Origin of the sequence: Sorangium sp. So ce362, from assembly GCF_051519845.1 — a bacterium.
Taxonomy (GTDB): Bacteria; Myxococcota_A; Polyangia; order Polyangiales; family Polyangiaceae; genus Sorangium.
The window spans coordinates 8,520,127-8,537,135 of sequence record NZ_CP150332.1; the positions used below are offsets into that span (position 1 = coordinate 8,520,127).

Annotated in this window: 14 protein-coding genes; 5 read left to right on the forward strand and 9 right to left on the reverse strand. The window is 68.0% G+C overall.

Translation table 11 applies throughout. The features are described from left to right. Positions 1–185 precede the first annotated feature (185 nt). Together WMF17_RS32795 and WMF17_RS32800 are read right to left on the reverse strand one after the other, a co-directional pair. On the reverse strand, positions 186–743 hold the full coding sequence (locus WMF17_RS32795; RefSeq protein ID WP_141254428.1) for a dihydrofolate reductase family protein: 558 nt from the start codon (positions 741–743) through the stop codon (positions 186–188). A 9-nt stretch (positions 744–752) separates the two neighbouring features. Next, positions 753–1,430 carry a hypothetical protein gene (locus tag WMF17_RS32800; RefSeq protein WP_437644937.1) on the reverse strand — a complete coding sequence of 226 codons (678 nt, stop codon included), beginning with the start codon at positions 1,428–1,430 and terminating at the stop codon, positions 753–755. Positions 1,431–2,584: 1,154 nt separating this feature from the next. On the opposite strand from WMF17_RS32800, the gene WMF17_RS32805 reads away from it, so the two are divergent. The 3 genes from WMF17_RS32805 to WMF17_RS32815 all read left to right on the forward strand — a co-directional run bounded on the left by WMF17_RS32805 (position 2,585) and on the right by WMF17_RS32815 (position 5,185). Then, positions 2,585–2,905 (forward strand): hypothetical protein, encoded by a 321-nt coding sequence (locus tag WMF17_RS32805; protein ID WP_437644939.1) that lies wholly within the window; start codon positions 2,585–2,587, stop codon positions 2,903–2,905. A gap of 144 nt (positions 2,906–3,049) precedes the next feature. Beyond that, the gene (locus tag WMF17_RS32810) at positions 3,050–3,622 is read left to right on the forward strand and encodes a lactonase family protein (protein ID WP_437644941.1); all 573 of its coding nucleotides are present in this window, start codon (positions 3,050–3,052) and stop codon (positions 3,620–3,622) included. A 27-nt stretch (positions 3,623–3,649) separates the two neighbouring features. Then, positions 3,650–5,185 carry an FAD-binding oxidoreductase gene (locus tag WMF17_RS32815; RefSeq protein ID WP_437597177.1) on the forward strand — a complete coding sequence of 512 codons (1,536 nt, stop codon included), beginning with the start codon at positions 3,650–3,652 and terminating at the stop codon, positions 5,183–5,185. 305 nt (positions 5,186–5,490) lie between these two features. Here the strand turns inward: WMF17_RS32815 and WMF17_RS32820 are convergent, their stop codons facing one another. After that, positions 5,491–5,721: a hypothetical protein gene (locus WMF17_RS32820; protein WP_437597178.1), complete on the reverse strand. Its 231-nt coding sequence runs from the start codon at positions 5,719–5,721 to the stop codon at positions 5,491–5,493. 155 nt (positions 5,722–5,876) lie between these two features. On the opposite strand from WMF17_RS32820, the gene WMF17_RS32825 reads away from it, so the two are divergent. Next, positions 5,877–6,641 carry an amidohydrolase family protein gene (locus WMF17_RS32825; RefSeq protein WP_437597179.1) on the forward strand — a complete coding sequence of 255 codons (765 nt, stop codon included), beginning with the start codon at positions 5,877–5,879 and terminating at the stop codon, positions 6,639–6,641. Between the two features lie 97 nt (positions 6,642–6,738). On the opposite strand, the gene WMF17_RS32830 is transcribed toward WMF17_RS32825, so the two are convergent. The 3 genes from WMF17_RS32830 to WMF17_RS32840 all read right to left on the reverse strand — a co-directional run bounded on the left by WMF17_RS32830 (position 6,739) and on the right by WMF17_RS32840 (position 11,004). Then, positions 6,739–8,031 (reverse strand): right-handed parallel beta-helix repeat-containing protein, encoded by a 1,293-nt coding sequence (locus WMF17_RS32830; RefSeq protein WP_437597180.1) that lies wholly within the window; start codon positions 8,029–8,031, stop codon positions 6,739–6,741. Between the two features lie 358 nt (positions 8,032–8,389). Then, a complete protein-coding gene (locus WMF17_RS32835) occupies positions 8,390–10,405 on the reverse strand; it encodes a tyrosine-type recombinase/integrase (RefSeq protein ID WP_437644943.1) in 2,016 nt (671 codons plus the stop codon). 71 nt (positions 10,406–10,476) lie between these two features. Continuing rightward, a complete protein-coding gene (locus WMF17_RS32840) occupies positions 10,477–11,004 on the reverse strand; it encodes a hypothetical protein (protein ID WP_437597182.1) in 528 nt (175 codons plus the stop codon). Positions 11,005–13,388: 2,384 nt separating this feature from the next. Between WMF17_RS32840 and WMF17_RS32845 the strand changes: the two genes are divergently transcribed. Further along, positions 13,389–13,700, forward strand: coding sequence for a hypothetical protein (locus WMF17_RS32845; protein ID WP_437597184.1), 312 nt, complete (start codon positions 13,389–13,391; stop codon positions 13,698–13,700). A 587-nt stretch (positions 13,701–14,287) separates the two neighbouring features. Here WMF17_RS32845 and istB read toward each other — a convergent pair. From istB to WMF17_RS32860, 3 genes are read right to left on the reverse strand one after another with little or no spacing between them, the layout of a single operon-like run. Further along, positions 14,288–15,076: an IS21-like element helper ATPase IstB gene (gene istB / locus WMF17_RS32850; RefSeq protein ID WP_437644266.1), complete on the reverse strand. Its 789-nt coding sequence runs from the start codon at positions 15,074–15,076 to the stop codon at positions 14,288–14,290. Then, the gene (gene istA, locus WMF17_RS32855; protein WP_437644267.1) at positions 15,069–16,574 is read right to left on the reverse strand and encodes an IS21 family transposase; all 1,506 of its coding nucleotides are present in this window, start codon (positions 16,572–16,574) and stop codon (positions 15,069–15,071) included. The genes istB and istA overlap by 8 nt, the downstream gene beginning before the upstream one ends. Then, positions 16,571–16,945 (reverse strand): hypothetical protein, encoded by a 375-nt coding sequence (locus tag WMF17_RS32860; protein ID WP_437644268.1) that lies wholly within the window; start codon positions 16,943–16,945, stop codon positions 16,571–16,573. Before WMF17_RS32860 ends, istA begins: the two co-directional genes overlap by 4 nt. Positions 16,946–17,009: the final 64 nt, after the last annotated feature.

Consider the following 17,009-nt stretch of genomic DNA (forward strand, 5'->3'; position numbering starts at 1 on the left):
ACGTCTCCGCTCGCACGCCAGGCCGCCACATGCCTCTTCCACGTAGCTGCATCCGCCATCCCCTGCACCGCTCAGCCGGTCATGCTCAAGACGGGGCTCGTGCAGCGGGTACGCCGTGTTGCGCGGCGAGAAGGCTTCCGACGACGCGCTGGCCCGCGAGCTGGGCGCGATGGGGCTGCTCTGAGTCAGCGCGCGCGCCGGTAGTGCATGGCGACCGCGCCGCTGCGGAGCGGCTTCGCCGAGACCAGCTCGAGCCGTCGCGTGCTGGGCAGCCCGCTCTGGTACAGGGTCGGGCCGTGGCCGGCGATCCTGGGGTGGACGAGGAACTTGTACTCGTCGATCAGATCCAGCCGGTCCAGCTCGGTCGCGAGCTTGCCGCTACCGAGGAGCACGCCGGCCGGGGTCGCGTCCTTGAGCTTCTGCACGCCCGTGCGCAGGTCGCCCGCGATGTGGTGGCTGTTGGTCCACGGGAAGTCCTTTCGCGTCGACGACACCACGTACTTCGGCTTGGCCTCCAGCTTGACCGCCCACTCGCGCATCGCCGGCGGCGCCTCCTCGTCGCCGCGGGCGACCGCCGGCCAGTAGCTCTCCATCATCTCGTAGGTGACGCGGCCCCACAGCATCGCCCCGCCCTCGTCCATGAGGCGGGTGAAGAAGGCGTGTGTCTCGTCGTCGGCGATTCCCTCCTGGTGGTCGACGCAGCCGTCCAGGGTGACGTTGATGCTGAAGGTCAAGAGTCCCATGCGGCGAGTCTAACACTCCTGGCGATGGAACGGCAGGCCGTCGCAGAACTTGTCGCTGAGGATGTGCGCCAGGAGCGACGGTGTCGCGAGCGCGCGCGGCAGGATCTGCGGCGGCAGCGGTGCGGTCACGATCGTCGGCTCGGCAGTGTCCGCCGCGCCGGCGTCGCGGTACTTGGCGCGGGCGATGACCATGCGGACGTGGCTCGGGCGCCGCCAGGCGAGCTGACAGCTCTCCTCCCAGCCGATCCTCGGGGCGGAGCCCTCGAGCAGCGGGTCGGTCAGCTCGATGCGTTCCTCCGGGAGGTCGGCCTCGCGTAGGTCGCGACGCCCAGTCGGCTTGCGCTTGCCGCCAGGCGGGCGCGCCCCGCCCGTCTCGGTTGGATCCGCCGGCGCGGACGCAGCGGGCTGTCCGAGCTGCTGGTTGAGCGCGCCGAGTGCCGCGAGCTTGTGGGCAAACTCGAGCTCGAGCTGGGTCGTATCGAGCCGCTCGGCTTTGGCGACGAAGAGCCGGCGCCGCATCAACTCCAGCTCGTGCTGCAGGTTGCGGTAGGCGAGCCGCAGCGTGTCGCGCTCGACGGTCAGCGCCGCGACCGCCACGCGCTCCGCGGCGAGCGCCGCCTCGAGCTCGGCGACGCGTTGCTCGGCGCTGCGGGACTCCGTCATCGGCGTGTCGGTGGCATCGGCCACCCGCGTCCTGTACTCGACTGCGATCCGGGGGTCGAGCCCCGCCGATCACGATCTGCGATCAGTGTCAGTAGGGTACAGCTATACGGTAGGATGCCTTCCGCTTGGTGCTACGTCGCGGTAATCCCAGGCGTTTCAGGCGTGGAAGACCTGCCTGATCGCATAAGGCCCGTTCTGTCAATGAGCTCGTACCGTCGGACTGCACGAGTCAGGAACGGCTCCGAGAATCTCGACTTTGCGGAATGCGTTTGCTTGTCCTATCCGCCCAACATGGGCTTGGATCTGACGGCCGGTACTCGATGCGTGCACGGCTGCGCCGCACACTTGCTCGCCACGGCCTCAGCGCAAGCCCGCGCTCTGCGCACGGTGCTCCGCCGGCGTCGCTCGCGCGTGGCCTCGGGGTGGAGGGCGCCCATTCCGGCGTCCCCACCCGTCGCTTGACACGGGTGAAAGTTCCACTGCCTACTATGCCCGGATCGTTTGCAGAGCGGACAGCCTTCGAGCGCGGCGAATCCGCCGATACTGTGCGGCGGTGCGCATCGTGCGGGCACGACGTCGCATACTTCGATGCCGTCATCGAGGACGAGAAGCTGACCGGCTATGCGTGCCCCCACTGCACCGCGAGCCCGACCGAGGCCTGGGTCGAGGAGCGGATGCGGCCGGGCGGCTGGTCGCGCTGCGGTTTTCTGGGAGAGGCGGAGGTCCTGCGCGACGTCATGGCCCGGGACGCCGAGACGCTGCAGCGGCTCGGGCTTGGTCACGCGCAGATCGCGGACGCGCTGGATCGCCTCCTCGCGGAGGCCCTGCGGGCGTCCGAGGATCGCATCGCACGTGCGACCGACCAGTTCGAGGAGGCGGTTCCTGCGAGGCTCCGGTCTGCTGGTGCACCTGATCCGCGATCATCGCTTCTTCGAAGGCGAAGAGAGCCCTTTCCGGCTGGATCCCGAGCGGGCCGCGCATGTGCTGGGGCTCTCGTCCTGACCGGGAGCGCGCTGGTCTGTGGGCGCGATGCTCCGCCGAACCAGCCGCTGGCGAGGACGGCTTCGCCACGCGGCTATCCGAGGTGGCCTTCTCTTCCTCCTTGCATGTGAAAGCCGCCACAAGGTACTTTCTCGGCGCGATAGCAGTCCCCGCTCGAACAGCTCGAGGAGATTATCATGCCATGGTATGTCTATCCCGCGCACTTCTTCGGTGGGGCGATCTTCGCCAATGCGCTCCCTCACCTGATCGCGGGCGTGTCCGGCCTACCATTGCAGAGCCCATTCGCATCACCGCCCTTCAAGGGGCTGTCGTCGCCGACGGCGAACGTTGCCTGGGCGCTGGCCAACCTCGCCTTCGCGTATCTCTTGCTTGTGCAAGTCGCTGCATTCGACCTCAATAACTGGTCTGATGTTGGTGTCTGTTTTATTGGGTTCGGCACCATGGCCCTCCTGTGCTCTCGTTCTCTAGGTCGCCTTCGCAAGATGGCCGTCTCCTGAGCTACCCCGTCGCGAGCGACGAGAGCGCGCGCCGCGAACGCCATCAGCCTCTCATCCGAGCTACGCTGGGGCGGGCCGCAGCTGAACAACCAAACGTCGGGCGAGCGAGGGAACACTCCTACGCTGTATCGACCGCAGGGACCCATGCCCAGCATCCAGGGTCTGCTCGGGCCCAACGCGGTCCCGAGCGCGGGCCTCCCGGCAAACTCCGGTCCGCGGCACCTCGCGTTTCATCCGCAGGGCGCGGTCGCCTTCGGGATCAACGAGACCGCGAGCACGATCACGTCGTTTCGGTTCGATCGAGCCTCGGGCCGGCTGACGCCCATCGCGACGGCCTCGACGCTGCCCGAGGGGTACTCGGGACGAAACACCGGGGCCGAGATCGCCGTGCACCCGACCGGCAGGTTCGTCTACGGTTCCAATCGCGGGCGCGATAGCATCGCCGTCTTCTCGGTCGACGCTTCGTCCGGGAAGCTCTCGCCGCTCGCCGATGTGCCGTCAGGGCACGGCGGCGGCCCGCACAATCCGCGCAGCTTCGCGCTGTCGCCAGACGGCCATCTCCTCTATGCCGCCAACCAGGGCTCCGGTCAGCTCGTCGCATTCCGTATCGGGGCCGACGGCAAGCCCGCGCCGCTCGGCGTCAAGGCGCAGGCGCCGGGCGCCACGTATGTCGGTTTGTTCCGCTTCCCGGCCCACCGCGAGCCGGCGCCACGATAGAGATCGACCTCCGGGAGGAGCTACCTCATGATCGCGCGCCATCCGAGGGTTCAATGGCCTCGCCGCCTGCAGTGCTTCCTGCTGTGGGCGACCGTCGTCCTGGCCAGCGCTTGCCGGCCGCCGGCGGCCGCCGACTTGATCTCGCCCGTGGACCGGGCGCCAGACGCGCCGGCGCCGACGCAAGATGCCATCGCGCGATGCCTCGCCCCGGCCGCACCCAGGACGGTCTTTCCGAGCTCGGCGGGCTACGAGCGCGACCGCCGTGGCTTCAACCTCCGTATCCAGGTCCTTCCGGGCGTGATCGTCCACCCCGTGAACGTCCCGCAGGTCCAGGCCGCGGTCAGGTGCTCCCGTCGCCTCGGCCTGAGCATCGCGGTTCGCTCCGGCGGCCACAGCTACGAGGGCTACTCGCTTGGCAAGGACGGCGGCATGATCATCGATCTTGCCGGCATGACCGACCTCGCCATCGACAAGGACCGAAAGACGGCGACGGTGGGCGCCGGGTGGCGCCTGGGCCCGCTTTATCACGCCGTGTGGCAGCAGGCGCAGCTGGCGTTCGTGGCGGGCAGCTACCCGAGCGTCGGCCTGGCTGGCCAGAGCCTCGGCGGCGGCTATAGCTTGATCTCCCGCAAGTTCGGCCTGGTCGCGGACAATGTCCTGAGCATGACGGTCGTGGACGCGGAAGGAGAGGTCCTGAGCGCCGACAGCATCAACAACCCCGATCTCTACTGGGCCCTGCGCGGCGGCGGCGGCTCGTTCGGCATCGTGGTGTCGTTCACGCTTCAGCTACACCAGCTCCCGGATACGGTCGCGGTGTTCCGCTACAAGTGGCCGCGCGAGGCGATCAAGGCCGTCATGACGGCCTATCAGCGCTGGTCGCCGGCTCTCCCGCCGGAGGCGAACGCCATGATGGTGGTGAGCTCCAGCGGCGTATCCGTCAAAGGTTTGTACATCGGCGCCGCGTCGGCCGCCGCCGCGGCCGCCGCGCCCCTGCTCGCGACGGTGCCCGGCGCGAAGACGCTCTTCGTCGAAGAGATGCCCTTCATCCAGTCGGTGCTCTTCTTCGCCGGCCTCCCGACGACCGACCCGAAGGTGCTCTCGCCCGAGCGCCTCGTGATCGAACCGGTCTGGTTCAAGGCCAAGTCGGTGTACCTGGACGCCCCGCTCTCCTCGGAAGGGGTCGACATGATCGTCGAGTCGCTGGCCGGGACGGGGCTCGGCCCCGACCTCATCGTCAACACCTACGGCGGCGCGATCGGCGCCGTGGCCCCGGACGCGACGGCGTTCGTCCACAGGAAGACGATGTTCAGCATGCAAATCTACCTCGAGGGTGACGCGAGCACGAATCATGACGACGCCATGGCCTGGATGACGGCGTTCGGTGACAAGCTGCGGCCGTACGCGTCCAGGTTCGCCGTGCCGAACTACATCGACGCCGACCAGAAGGATTGGCCGACCGCCTACTACGGGAGCAACTTGGCGCGGCTCGTCGCCGTGAAGCGGAAATACGACCCGCAGAACGTCTTCCGTTTCGCCCAGAGCATCCCGACTCACTCTCCCTGAGGACTCGTACGAGGAGGTGCACGGCTATCACTGGGAGAGCTGGGTCGTGCCGTTCCGGGGGGACGCCGGCGAGATCGAGGGGGTACTCGGGAGATGGTCGCGCTGGGGCTCGACCTCTCGCAGATCACCACCCAGCAGAACCTTCGGGCTGCCCTCGGCCATTGCATCCGCAAGATGAGCGCAGAGAAGCAGGTCTCGCCGGTGCGTGGCGATGCGGCCGCCGGGGGAGCGCCCTCCCGCTGGCCGAGGAGCGCTTCGCTGACCGCTGCGCGACGGGCAGGACCGGCGCGATTGGAGCGGTCAAATCATCGACACGTGCAGTCGACCGAGATGGTGTAGCTGCCTTCGGCCCCGGCGTAGCCGTCCACCACCAGGTAGGATGTCTGGCCTGGCGCGCTCGTCCAGCTCACGGTCTCGACGGTCTGTAGATCCAGCGGGGTCGAGGAAGCCATCTCGTTCGACCGGATGGGGTCGCAGGCGGACAGCAGCAGCAGGTCCAGGTCCGTCGCGAGGTTCTCGAGCTTTGCGACCACCATGCACTCGGTCGTCGAGGAGACGGTATAGACCGTCTCACGCCCCGACTCGGCACGAGCGGTCCGGTCATAGCAAACGCCTGGAGCGCGAGCTCGAGCGCTTCGACCGCGCGTATCCAGGGCGCTTCCTGACCTATGCCAACCTCGACCTCACGCTCGTGGGCGCTCCGGGCTGGGGCGAGCGCGTGGCCGCGCAGCTCGCAGCCGACTTCGAGGCCGGGGCCAAGGGGCTCAAGATCTTCAAGGAGCTCGGGCTCACGGTGCGCACGCCCGAGGGCCGGCGCGTCGCGCTCGACAGCCCGGAGCTCCAGCCAGTCTGGCGCGCGTGCGCGCGCTACCGCCGGCCCGTGCTCTGGCACGTGGCCGACCCGGCGGCGTTCTTCGTCCCGCTGGGCGCGAAGAACGAGCGCTGGCACGAGCTGCACGAGTACCCGAGCTGGTCGTTCGCAGACCGGACGCGCTTTCCCACGCGCGCGCAGCTCTTCGAGGAGCGCAACCGCGTGCTCGAGCGCCACCCCGACGTCACCTTCGTGGGCGCGCACATGGGCAGTTCGTCCGAAGACCTGAAGCAGCTCGCGGGCTGGCTCGAGCGCTTCCCCAATCTCCACGTCGACATGTCGGCCAGCGCCAGCGAGCTGGGCCGGCAGCCGCGCGCGGCGCGCCGCTTCTTCGTGCGCTACCAGGACCGCGTGCTCTTCGGCACCGACCTCAAGAGCGCCAACACCGCAGGCTACGAGGTCTACGCGCGCTTCCTCGAGACCGAGGACGACTACTTCAGCACCGAGGCCGCGAACGGCCGCCAGGGGTTCTGGAGGATCTACGGCATCCACCTGCCCGCGCCCGTGCTGCAGAAGATCTACCGCGACAACGCCCGCCGCCTGCTCTGGCCTGCAGATCCCGCTCGGCCCGCGGCACACCCGTGACGCTCGGCGCCAACGAGTCGAGCGAGCAGTTCACCGAGAAGCGGCTGCGCTGTGTGCAGCGCCCCGCGAGGGCGACCCGGGCGCCGTTGCTTTGCCGCTACATGATGAACTCATAAGCGCCGATGTCCCAGCGGGGCCCCTGGGGCCGAGCGACCCAGTCCAGATCGATGAACACAGGGACCGCCGTTCCCCTGTCGATGGCCAAGGAGCCTGGCCTCAGGCGGAAATCGGGGTCGAACGGCGCGTTCGGGTCGACGAAGAGGTTCGTCGGAGAGGCGACCAGCGAGTTCCTGTCGTGGCCGCGGTTCCGCCACGTGCTCAGGTTGACTATCGAGCTGCCGCCGTCCGTGCTGAAGCGGTTCACGACGACGTTGTAGTCGCTCTCGAAGCCGGCGATGGTGGGCTGGTAGATCAGGATGGATCCCCTGTCGATCCGCGGTGTATAGAGGATGTTGTTCTTGATCTTGTTGCCGACCGGATTGGAGATGCCGCCCTCCGAGCTCGGGATGTTGATCACCCAGCGGCTGTCTGCCGCCATCACGATCGTGTTGTTGTAAACCTGGTTGCGGCTCGATCCCTCCGCCCCGTCTATCGCGTAAAGCGAGATGCCGCTCGCGTGGTTCCCGTAGAGGAGATTGTTCCTGAACATGCTGTCGCTGACCCCATCGCAATTGATCGCGGAGGCCCCGCTCGTGCCGTTCTCCCAGATCTCATTCTGCTCGACGGTAGCGCCGGTGATGATCCCGTCGCCCGGCGTGAAATTTCTGTCGCCGTTCATGTGAACGCCGGCGGACGCGTTGTGATGGAGCAGGTTGCCGCGGACCTGGGGGCGATCCCCGCTGTTGCTGGTGTACACCCCATGCTCGCCGTTGAAAGCGGATTCGTTGTACTCGATCACCGCATCGTCGCTGAACGCGGTGAATATGCCCGTCCGAACGCTGTCGTGGACATCGCAGAGCCTGACGGTGATGTCGCTCGTACCGCGTAGATCGACGCCAGCTCTAGGCGCGTTCGCCACCTCGAAGCCCTCGATGATCCAATGGCTCACCGTGGCGTCAACGAGCTCGACTTCGATGTTGCTGCCGTGTGCGTTCTCGGTCCCAGGCATATCGATCGTGACGCCGGGCTCGCCCCTCAGGGTCTTTCTCCCTGCGCCTGGCGCCCCCGACTCGCTGATGCGACAACCCTCACAGAACCCCGGGCGCACGATGATCGTATCGCCGTTGTTGATGTTGTCGACGGCGAATTGAAGGGTCTGCCATGGGTCGTCCGAGTTGCCCTCTCCACCGTCGTCGCCAATGTCGCAGTCGACATAGTAATTTGCTGCCAGGGCGCCCCGATGAATCAGGAGCGCCGCGGTCAATGTCAGCAAGAGGATCGTAGACTTCATCCTGGTGCTCCTCTCTGTGCTGGAAGTCGAAGCCGCCGGTCGAGGCGTGAGCTGGTGTCTTCCCGCGTGGGTCGGTGTTCGCCTTCGGCGCTGTCCAGCGTCGAGGGGTACAGCGAGTCGGGCCGCAATGATGGAATCCGAAAAAGGTATCGGCAATCCAAAATCGCGAGTTTTCATCGCGTGGATGATCGTCGATGACAGAGCGGCTTCGACGCTCAGCTCATGATCTGCGTCGGCGCACGTCCCAGACCGACGATCGGCGCCACGTGGTGGACGGTGCTCCCAGGCGCCAGCATGGGTGTATGGGATGTTCCAAAAACGAGTGAAGCCGTTGGGGTTGCTGGCTTTTGTCGGCGGATCAGCGGACCCCGCTTTGGGTGTCATGACGACCGCCGGCCGTCGGTCGAAGATTATATTGACCGAGCGGAAACGCTCTGCGCCGCCCTGGCCCGGCGTACCCCCGGCCGCCGTCGCCGGCCCAGTCCGCTTCCCAGCCGGCGTCCATGGCCGCCTGCGTCCGCCATGGCGCCGCCACCCCTGAGCTGGAACTTTGCTCGCATTTTCCCGGCGTTTCGTGTCGGCATGGGGGGTGCTGAAGGCCGAGCGTCATGCCGACGCTCGAGCACAACGCCCTCGTCGAGATGTTCCGCGAGGACATCTCCGGCGCCGGGGCGTCGGCGGCAGAAATATCTATTATTTCAATTGGTTCCGACTGCCGCGTGGCCGAGTCCTCTTCCGGCGTGGCCCAACGCGGGCCCAACGAACCGCCTGTGAAGGCGCCAGCGTCCGCCGTGGCGGGGGCGGGGACGTCGTCCGGGGGCGCCGTCTGACCGGGCGGCGCGCCGGAGGCGGAAGCTTCGGCGCTCGCCGAGCCCATGCCTGCTCCAGCGGACGCGGGTTGGCCTCCTCCTACCGAGCCGCCCTTTCCTCTCAGCTCGGGGATCGCCTCGTCCAGGGGGGCAAAGTCGCCCAGCCCAAGCTCGGCGATCTTGCGCGCGGCGCGCTTGTAGTGGTGGATCTGGCCGCTCGACTTGTGTCCGGTTCGGTCGGAGATCCACGTCTCCGTGCGACCATTCGCGAGCTTGATGGTAATGAAGGTCGCTCGAGTGTCGTGCAATCGGATGTTCAGCCTCGACTCCGTGGTCTCGAACAGCTCGGGTCGATCGACTCCCGCGCGTTGGAGGTGTTCTCTGAAGCGTTCCGCCCCGTGACAACCCGGCAAGGGGTCACACTTTGGCCCGACGAAGACACGCCGATTGTCCGGCCAGAGCTCGCGATAAGCACGAAGCGCGCGCACCACATCCGGCGATAGTGCCCAGGCACGGGGGTCATCGGTCTTGTTCTCATCGAGAACAACGGCTCCCCGGTCAAGGTCGACATCCGACCATTCGAGAGTTCCGGCCTCGTCGGCTCGCATTCCCTCGCGCGTGAGGAAGCCGTAGTAGATCCGGAAGCACAGCGGGACCAACTGACTCCTCATGAGGCGTTGATCCTCGTCGGGGTACAAGTAACCCTTTGCCTTGTTATTCTCTATCTTCGGAATCCACCCGCGTGGCAGCGGGTTGTGCGCGATGATGCGCGCGGGGTAGGCAGCCAGTGCCAGTAGCCGATGGATGACAATCGCAATATTTCGGCGCGATCCGGGCTCCAGGTGCACCGGCAGCCGTGACATCGCGTGGTCAGCATGGTCGAGTGTGAAGCGCACGAGGGGAACAGGGCCTAGCACGTCGAGCACGTGGCCCAGCCTCTGCTCATATTTATCGGCTGTCCGAATCGCCTTCACATGATCCGGATACTGCTCGGCAAGCTTTCCAGAAAGAACCCGCTCAGCGAACTCGGCGAACGTGGTTTCCCCGGAGGCACGGGCGCGCGCTTCGCCCCTGCACAGGTGGTTGATCGCGATCTGGACGTCACGGAGCGCGCTGCCCTCGCGCGCGGCAGCCTGCTCCAGCAGCGGCAGGCCGAGCACGATCTGCCCGGCAGCGAGCAGGTGCCTGCTGAGATCGGCCAACACTTCCAGCCGCGCGTTGGCGTCGTGCTCGGTCCGACACGTCGGCAGGCTGAACGTGCGTCGCCCCGCCTCGCCGAGGCTCAGACGCGCGGTCCACGTGCTCCTGCGCAACCGGACTGACCCGGAGCCGTTGGCGCGCTTGTCGCCTGCCGCTGATGGCGCGGTGCCCTGCGGGCGCTCTGCAGAGCTCGACGCTCCCGGTAAGCTCGCACCGGGCGCGGCTCCCGCCTCCGGCGGCGAGGCGCGCCCACCAGGGCGGCTCGCACGTGCGCGGCGCTCGGTTGATCCGGCTGAAGGAACGGACGAGGTAGCGACTGCCGGCGAGCGCTTGGCGCGCGCCCGCAGCTGCGGTACGTCGGTCATGGGTCGGTCTCCGGGAACGCGGGGGTCGATCAAGGGCCCGTCCGGCGTTGGTAGCGCCGAGCGGGCCCGCTCTACTTCAGCGCCAGCCTAGCACGCCTCGCATCGGCGTGACGGGCGCTCGCTCGGCCGGTGGGCGGCTGCGGAACAGGTTCGAGCCCGGCAGAGGCAAGCACGGCGGCAACCCGAGTGTTCTCATCCGCCTCGGCGGTGCGACGCGACGCCGGCTCACTGGCCAGCGCCCGCAGGTACGCAACGAACGACTCGCGCTGGACCACGCGCAACTTGCCGAGTTTGGTGATCAGCAGGGGAAAGCCCGGCGCGCGGATCGTGTCGAGGAAGACGCGCGCCGGGATACCGGTGACCGACTCGACGTTCTTCTGCGAGAGCATCTCCGGCTGCGGCGCCGTGATCGTCAGCCCATCCAGCGGGATCGCGAGCGTTGCGGTTGCCGTCGCCGTCGCTGGCTGGCCGATCACCTTCGGGCTGGACCATCCGCCGGCGGGCGTCTCCAGGCTCTCTCTGTCGATGGCGAGCGTGCCGTTACCAGCCTGACGAAGAGCAAGCGGTGCCGATACACGCGCGAGAGCCGCTCGTGTCATACTATACCTCCATTCGTGTTGGGTTCGTGCGCGACCGTGACCGCCGCTTCTGAAAGGAGCACGAAACGGTAATTCCGTGTCGCCGGTGATTCGACATGAATTGCCCGGAGACCTGCCTGGGGAAAACACCCTGTTGCATCGCGGGGTTGGGTGTTCTGGAAAGCCCTGCCGAGGGGCAGAAAATGGGGGCTTGCGAAGGACTCGATTTGGTAATTCGCGCGCTCCGGCGACGCCGCGCGTGGAGGCGACGTAGAGCCACCCATCGGGCCTTGTCCACCCCGGGCGGGCGCGACGCCGTCGCAGAGATCGAGGCGGACGTCGGCGAACGTTGCGCCGTCGGCCTCGTCCATCGGGCCGAGCGCGGCGCCGTACCGGCGCCGTGGCAGCACTCCTTGACGCACCTGGAGCTGCACGACGTCGCGCGTGCGCCAGCGTCGCCTGCTCCCTGAATTAGGATCGGCGAGCGGGCGCGATCGGCACGCACGGGAGAGGTACGCGGCGAAAGTCCAACGCGACGCCGCTTCATGTGCTCGACTGGCGCGCTTCCCGGCGGGTAGCTCTGCACCGCAGACTAGCATGCCGATCGCTCGGACGTGGGCTTGAGACCGCGGGCGTCCCGCGCTCTGCCGCCTCCCACGCTGCTCGCAGGCTGCTTGCAAGTCTTCCTCCCCCCTCCATCGGCGGTCCCATTCGCTTCAGCGCCTCCAGGCGCGCAGCCTCCAGCCTCGACCGGCGTGGCGCCGTCGCCCGGCGCTTCTCCACGAGCTCACCGAGCACCTGCGCCGCGCGCTCCCACTGCTCCGCCGCCCCCGGCGCGTGCGCGATCCTTCGCACGGCGTTCCAGGGCGCTTCAAGCTGATCACACAGGTTGCCGATCTCGGGGTGCAGCCGTGCGATCGCGCGCAGATGGCACCGGGTCTGCTTGTTCATCTGGAAACACTCTTCCAGGACGTGGCTCGGCGCGCGGACAACTCCGCACGCGAGCTCGTACCAGCGCCGCGAGCTCATGCGTCTACAAAAGCACCGAACCACAAACCTGCCAGGGCGAAGCCTTCATTTTTCCGTTCAACTTTAAAGAGCGTTAAAGCACAGTACAAGAGTCGGCGCCTGGCGAGGGTGACGGCATTAAAGTCTGATGTAACGTGCGACCAAGAGGACGCCGGTTCTCACGTGGCACCGTGACCTGACTGGCATTCGCTGGGGCCCGATCAGGTGACCTCGGTGTGCGGGGTGACCCCTCCGGCGATCCCACCGCCCGGCCGTCGAGCGGGGCCAGCCCTCCCGGCGCCGCGTCCGCCGGCCGCGCGTACGTCCACCTGGACGAGCTCCGCCTGCCGTCAGCCTCCCGTGTGGACGAGCTCCGCGGCCCCGTGCGCCGAGTTCGCGCCCCGCCGCGTGCTCGCGTCCAGGCGCCAGCCCCAGGCCGCCCCGGCGTCCGCCAGGACGAGCTCGCGCAGCGCCGCTCGGGCCGGCCCGCGGTTGTGCCCGGCGCGCGCCGCCCTGTCGCATGCGACAAAACGGAGGTCGGCGGCTCGCCGGAGACGCGCAGCCGACCCCGCGCGAAATTACCAAATCGACCCCTTCGCGCCCCTCCAAAATCGGCCCCTCGGGCGCTCTCTCGAAACGGCCTAACTGCGCGTCATCAGAGCGGGTTCCCCGCCTGACTAGATCCCGGTAACTCGCGACGAGTTACCGGATCGTCAGAATTACCATTTCGGGCCGCCTCACGCGCGCTCGTTCAGGCTCTGTCCCGAACCCGAAACGCCACAACAACGGAGGTTCGGATGTGGCAGGAGTAGCTACCCTCGCGCGGTCGGCGGCTCCAGGCGCGCGGTCGGCGGGCCGCGCTGGCGGGCGACGCTGCTGCACGGGCGGCATCGTGTGCAGCCCCAAGCGTTCGGCAGTCAGCGCGCCGTGACCGCGACCTTCCCGACGGCGCGCTCCGACGAGCCGCCCGCGCGCGAATGAGAACCGTCAGGGAGATGGAGGGGGCTGGGGCCCATCCTGATCAACTTGTTTGAGGGGCGCACAAGGAAGCCCCCTCACTGAACTTGGTGAAGTTCGTCCGAGGGGGCTCCCCTCCGGGTTTCAGGACCGGAGGTAGACCATGCTGGACGACCCCCATCTTGGGCGCGGGTTCTTCAGGGTGCTGGTGGAGGTGGACGAGGCGGTGACGCGCCGGGTCGCGGCCGAGGGCTGCCCCGTGTGCGACGGGCCGCTGCACCGGTGCGACTGCGACCGCAAGCCGCGTGGGGCCCTCGTCGCGCCAGCGGGCGAGGCGTTCGCCCGTCGGTTCAGCTTGTGCTGCGGGCGCGAGGGCTGTCGGAAGCGCGCGATGCCGCCGTCGGTGCGCTTCCTCGGGCCGCGGGTCTATTGGGGGGCCGGTGGTGATCCTGGCGACCATCGTCGCGCTCGCCCTCCGCGCGGCTGCGAAGATCCGGCGGCGGACTGGGGTGCCGGCGCGCACGACGCGCCGATGGCTCGGCTGGTGGCAGGGCCCCTTCCTGCGCACGGGGGTGTTCGTCTCGATCTGCGCGCGACTCATCGGCGCCGACGTCGGGCGCGTGCCGGCTTCGATCGTCGATCGGCTCGAGGGTACGCAGACGCAGCAGGTGAGGACGATGCTCGAGCTGCTGGCGCCGCTCACGACGATCTCGGTGCCCTACGGATCACGTTTCTTGAGGGGGAGCGCCTGAGCCTCGCGCCCCGCAGAGGAGGTGATCTCCGCGGGGATTCCGCGGCAATGTAGGGTCGAACACTCGAGCGACGACGAGACGTCGCTCGTGAAGGAGGCCCTCATGAGCCAAGACCCGCGGGCGGCGGCGCGCCCGCCACGGGCCGGTCCGTGTCCGTCGAGGAGCTGCGCCGTCCCCATGTCCGCGTTGGCGCCGCCGCGAAGGAGGCGCCGATGAGCCACCCGATGAAGCCCGACGACGGGGCACCGGCGCGCGTGCGCTGGGCACGTCTGCGTTTCTCGATCACTCGAGGCTGCCGGCAACCCGAGCCTCATGACCACCGAGCTCAAGGCCACGCTCGCCGATTACGCCGCCGGCAACTACCGTGGAGGAGCCGTCGGCGATCGTCGCTATCCTGCGGCATCTGGGTCTGCCGACGGAGGCTCCTCCGCTCGCGCGGGCGCGGCGGATAGGCATGTTGGGAACGTGGCGTCCGCAGCCCCGTGCCCGCAGATCCCCGCATGCGCCTGTTGCTGGACCGTTCAAACCGCGGAAATCTGAACAGCCCGGCCGACCCCTGAGCGGGTGGCCGGGCTGCCGGGCAACGCCTACTTCTTCTTGTTCTTCGGCACCCCGTCGTCTCGCGGAGACGGTGCTCGCCGGCCGGCGTGCTCCTTGGCTTCGCGCAACCGGTAGCTCTCCCCCTCGATCGCGATCACGTCGGCATGATGGATCACCCGGTCGATGAGCGCGGTGGCGCACGTCGCGTTCGGGAAGACCGTCGGCCAGTCGCTAAACGCGAGATTGGTGGTGAGCACAAGGCTCTTCTTCTCGTACCGCCGGCTCACCACCTGAAAGAGCAGGTCGGCGTTGCGGTTGTCGAAGGCGAGGTAGCCGACCTCGTCGAGCACGAGCAGGCTGATCTTCGCGTAGTGCTTCAAGCGACGGTCGAGGGCACGTGAGGACTCCTGTGAGCCCAGATCGAGCAGGAGCTGCGCGGCGGTGACGAAGAGGACCGAGTGGCCCATCAGGACGGCCTGGTGCGCGAGATTCTGGGCGATCATCGTCTTTCCCAGGCCTTGCGGGGCGGCGAGCACGATGTTGCGCGCGGCGGCGAGATAGCCCCCGCCGAGCGAGTGCTCGACGAGCTCGCGGTCGATCTTCGTCGGCCAGGCCCAGTCGTAGTCGATCATCGGCTTGAAGCGGCCGAGATGGCTGTCCGAGAAGCGCCGCTCCAGGCTGCGCCTCACGCGGTCCTTCTCGTCGAGATCGACGACCCGTTCGAGCAGCTGCACCGGGCTCCAGCGCTCTTTCGTTGCCAGGGCGATGAGATCGTCGAGCCCCGCGCCGGTGGCGCGGAGCCCGAGGTCGTCAAGACGTTCTGCGAGATCACTCATGACGCTCCTCCGGGTCGCTGGCGCCGAGCGCGTCGTAGCGGCCGAGCGCGTGCGGCGTGATCCGCAGTCCGTGGATTCGCGGATCGTCGGACATGACGTGTTCGAGCGGCGGCGGGGCCCCGGCGGCGCGCGTCGCCTGATCGAGCACGTGCGCGACCGACTGGGCCGAGAGCGCGCCGCGCCCGAACGCATCGGCGATCGCCCCATCGAGGGGCGCCGCGCCGAATCGATCGAGCAGCCGCAGCAGCCGAGACGTGGTGCCACCGAGGTGCCCGCCCCGCAGCGCAATGGCGTCGAGAAACGCCTCGGCATGGGCGCAGGCGGTGCGCAGACGGTCGCGCCCGCGCAGCTCGTGCGCGTGGCGCTTGTGGTCGGCGAGCGTCTGGAGGTGCGTCGGGTCCTCCACGGTTTGAAGCCGATCGTAGGAGCGGCGGTGATGGGCGACGACGGTCTTGCCGTCGACAATCCGGACACTCTCCTCCGAGGCGATCAGCGTGAGCGGCTTGCGCACGAGAGCGTGCGGGATCGAGTAGTCGTTGAGGTCGAAGCGGAGGTACGGCGTCTTGCCCGAAGCCGCCGGTCGCACCAGATCGCTCTCGAAGGCATGTTGCGGCAGCGGCAGCAGGCGCGGCCGCTCCTCGGTGAGCGCCTCGGCGACCAGGCGTCCGTCGGGATCGCCGGGGACGCGGCGTGTGTGGGCGACGGCCGCGATCCAGGCGGCAAGCTGCGTGTTGAGGTCGGCCACCGAGGAGAACGAGCGAGCGTCGAAGAAAGAGTAGCGCAGGTAGCGAATGGCCCTCTCGACCTTGCCCTTCTCGTTTCCCCGGTACGGCGCGCAGGGCTTGGTGGCAAAGTGGTAGTGGCCCGCGAGCTCGAGCAGACGAGGATGAAAGCGAATGATGTCTCCCTGCCGCTCGAGCACGGCCGTCTTGAGGTTGTCGTAGAGCAGCGCCCGTGGCACGCCGCCGAGCGCCTCGAAGGCGCGCATGTGGCAGCGGACGAAGCTCTCCAGCGTCTGGTCGAGGGTGAAGTAGGCGTAGACGGCGCGCGACCACCCGAGTACCATCACGAAGCACGACAGCGCTCGCTTGGCCCTGCCAACGAGGAGGGTCCCAAAGCATCCCCAGTCCACCTGGGCCTGCTCCCCCGGCAGGGTGCGCAGGCGAAAGAACGCCTCGTGGTGCGAAGAGGGTCGGATGGCGCGCACGTACCGGCGCAGCTGCACCACCGAGCCTGCGTAGCCACGGGACGTGATCATGTCGTAGAGCCGGGTGGAGAGCAGCTTCGGGTGGTCCTTGAGCGTGAGCTGGATAAAGCTCTTGTAGGGATCGAGGACCGAAACGTGCGCTCGGTACTGGGTGTTGACGAAGCGCGTCGCATCGATGGCGAGGCGCACGGTGTCGTGGTGGACGCCCAGCTCGGCGGCGATCGTCCCCACCTTCCAGTGCTCGGCGAAGTAGAGCCTTCGCATGCGGGAGCGCAGCTCTTCCGAGATCATCGCGACACCTCTCCGATCAGCAGTCGCTCGAGATCATGAAAGCGGCCCATCCCCGCGATCCCCGGCCGTCTTCGCCTTCGCCCGGCGACGGGGACCCAGGCGACGGTGAACAGCGGATCGATTCCGTGGTCGGTCAACCGATCTCGACAGAGACTCGAGTCGCACGAAGTCCGCTCGTCGTCCGCAGCGAGCGCAGCGTGGACGTGCATCCCCTGCCAGAGCGCGATCGCCTCCAGGAGCGTCGCGAGCGCGCGCGGGTGCGAGGGGTCGCGGCGCAGCCTCGCCTTCAGGAGCGTCTCGCCCGCGCCGTGCATCGCCAGCACCCGCGTCGCGGTCGGGCCCGGGGCGATTCCCATCCAGATCGAACTCATGGCTCTTCTCCTCGCCGGCGCTCGCGCCCCTCGACACGAGGAGCGAATCGGCCGGCGAGGGGAG

What these genes read in the sequence shown, in the direction of transcription:
- WMF17_RS32795 (WP_141254428.1), bottom strand. Translation starts at nt 743, where the DNA reads ATGGGACTCTTGACCTTCAGCATCAACGTCACCCTGGACGGCTGCGTC.
- WMF17_RS32805 (WP_437644939.1), top strand. Translation starts at nt 2,585, where the DNA reads ATGCCATGGTATGTCTATCCCGCGCACTTCTTCGGTGGGGCGATCTTC.
- WMF17_RS32810 (WP_437644941.1), top strand. Translation starts at nt 3,050, where the DNA reads ATGCCCAGCATCCAGGGTCTGCTCGGGCCCAACGCGGTCCCGAGCGCG.
- WMF17_RS32815 (WP_437597177.1), top strand. Translation starts at nt 3,650, where the DNA reads ATGATCGCGCGCCATCCGAGGGTTCAATGGCCTCGCCGCCTGCAGTGC.
- WMF17_RS32820 (WP_437597178.1), bottom strand. Translation starts at nt 5,721, where the DNA reads ATGGTGGTCGCAAAGCTCGAGAACCTCGCGACGGACCTGGACCTGCTG.
- WMF17_RS32830 (WP_437597180.1), bottom strand. Translation starts at nt 8,031, where the DNA reads ATGAAGTCTACGATCCTCTTGCTGACATTGACCGCGGCGCTCCTGATT.
- WMF17_RS32835 (WP_437644943.1), bottom strand. Translation starts at nt 10,405, where the DNA reads ATGACCGACGTACCGCAGCTGCGGGCGCGCGCCAAGCGCTCGCCGGCA.
- WMF17_RS32840 (WP_437597182.1), bottom strand. Translation starts at nt 11,004, where the DNA reads ATGACACGAGCGGCTCTCGCGCGTGTATCGGCACCGCTTGCTCTTCGT.
- istB (WP_437644266.1), bottom strand. Translation starts at nt 15,076, where the DNA reads ATGAGTGATCTCGCAGAACGTCTTGACGACCTCGGGCTCCGCGCCACC.
- istA (WP_437644267.1), bottom strand. Translation starts at nt 16,574, where the DNA reads ATGATCTCGGAAGAGCTGCGCTCCCGCATGCGAAGGCTCTACTTCGCC.
- WMF17_RS32860 (WP_437644268.1), bottom strand. Translation starts at nt 16,945, where the DNA reads ATGAGTTCGATCTGGATGGGAATCGCCCCGGGCCCGACCGCGACGCGG.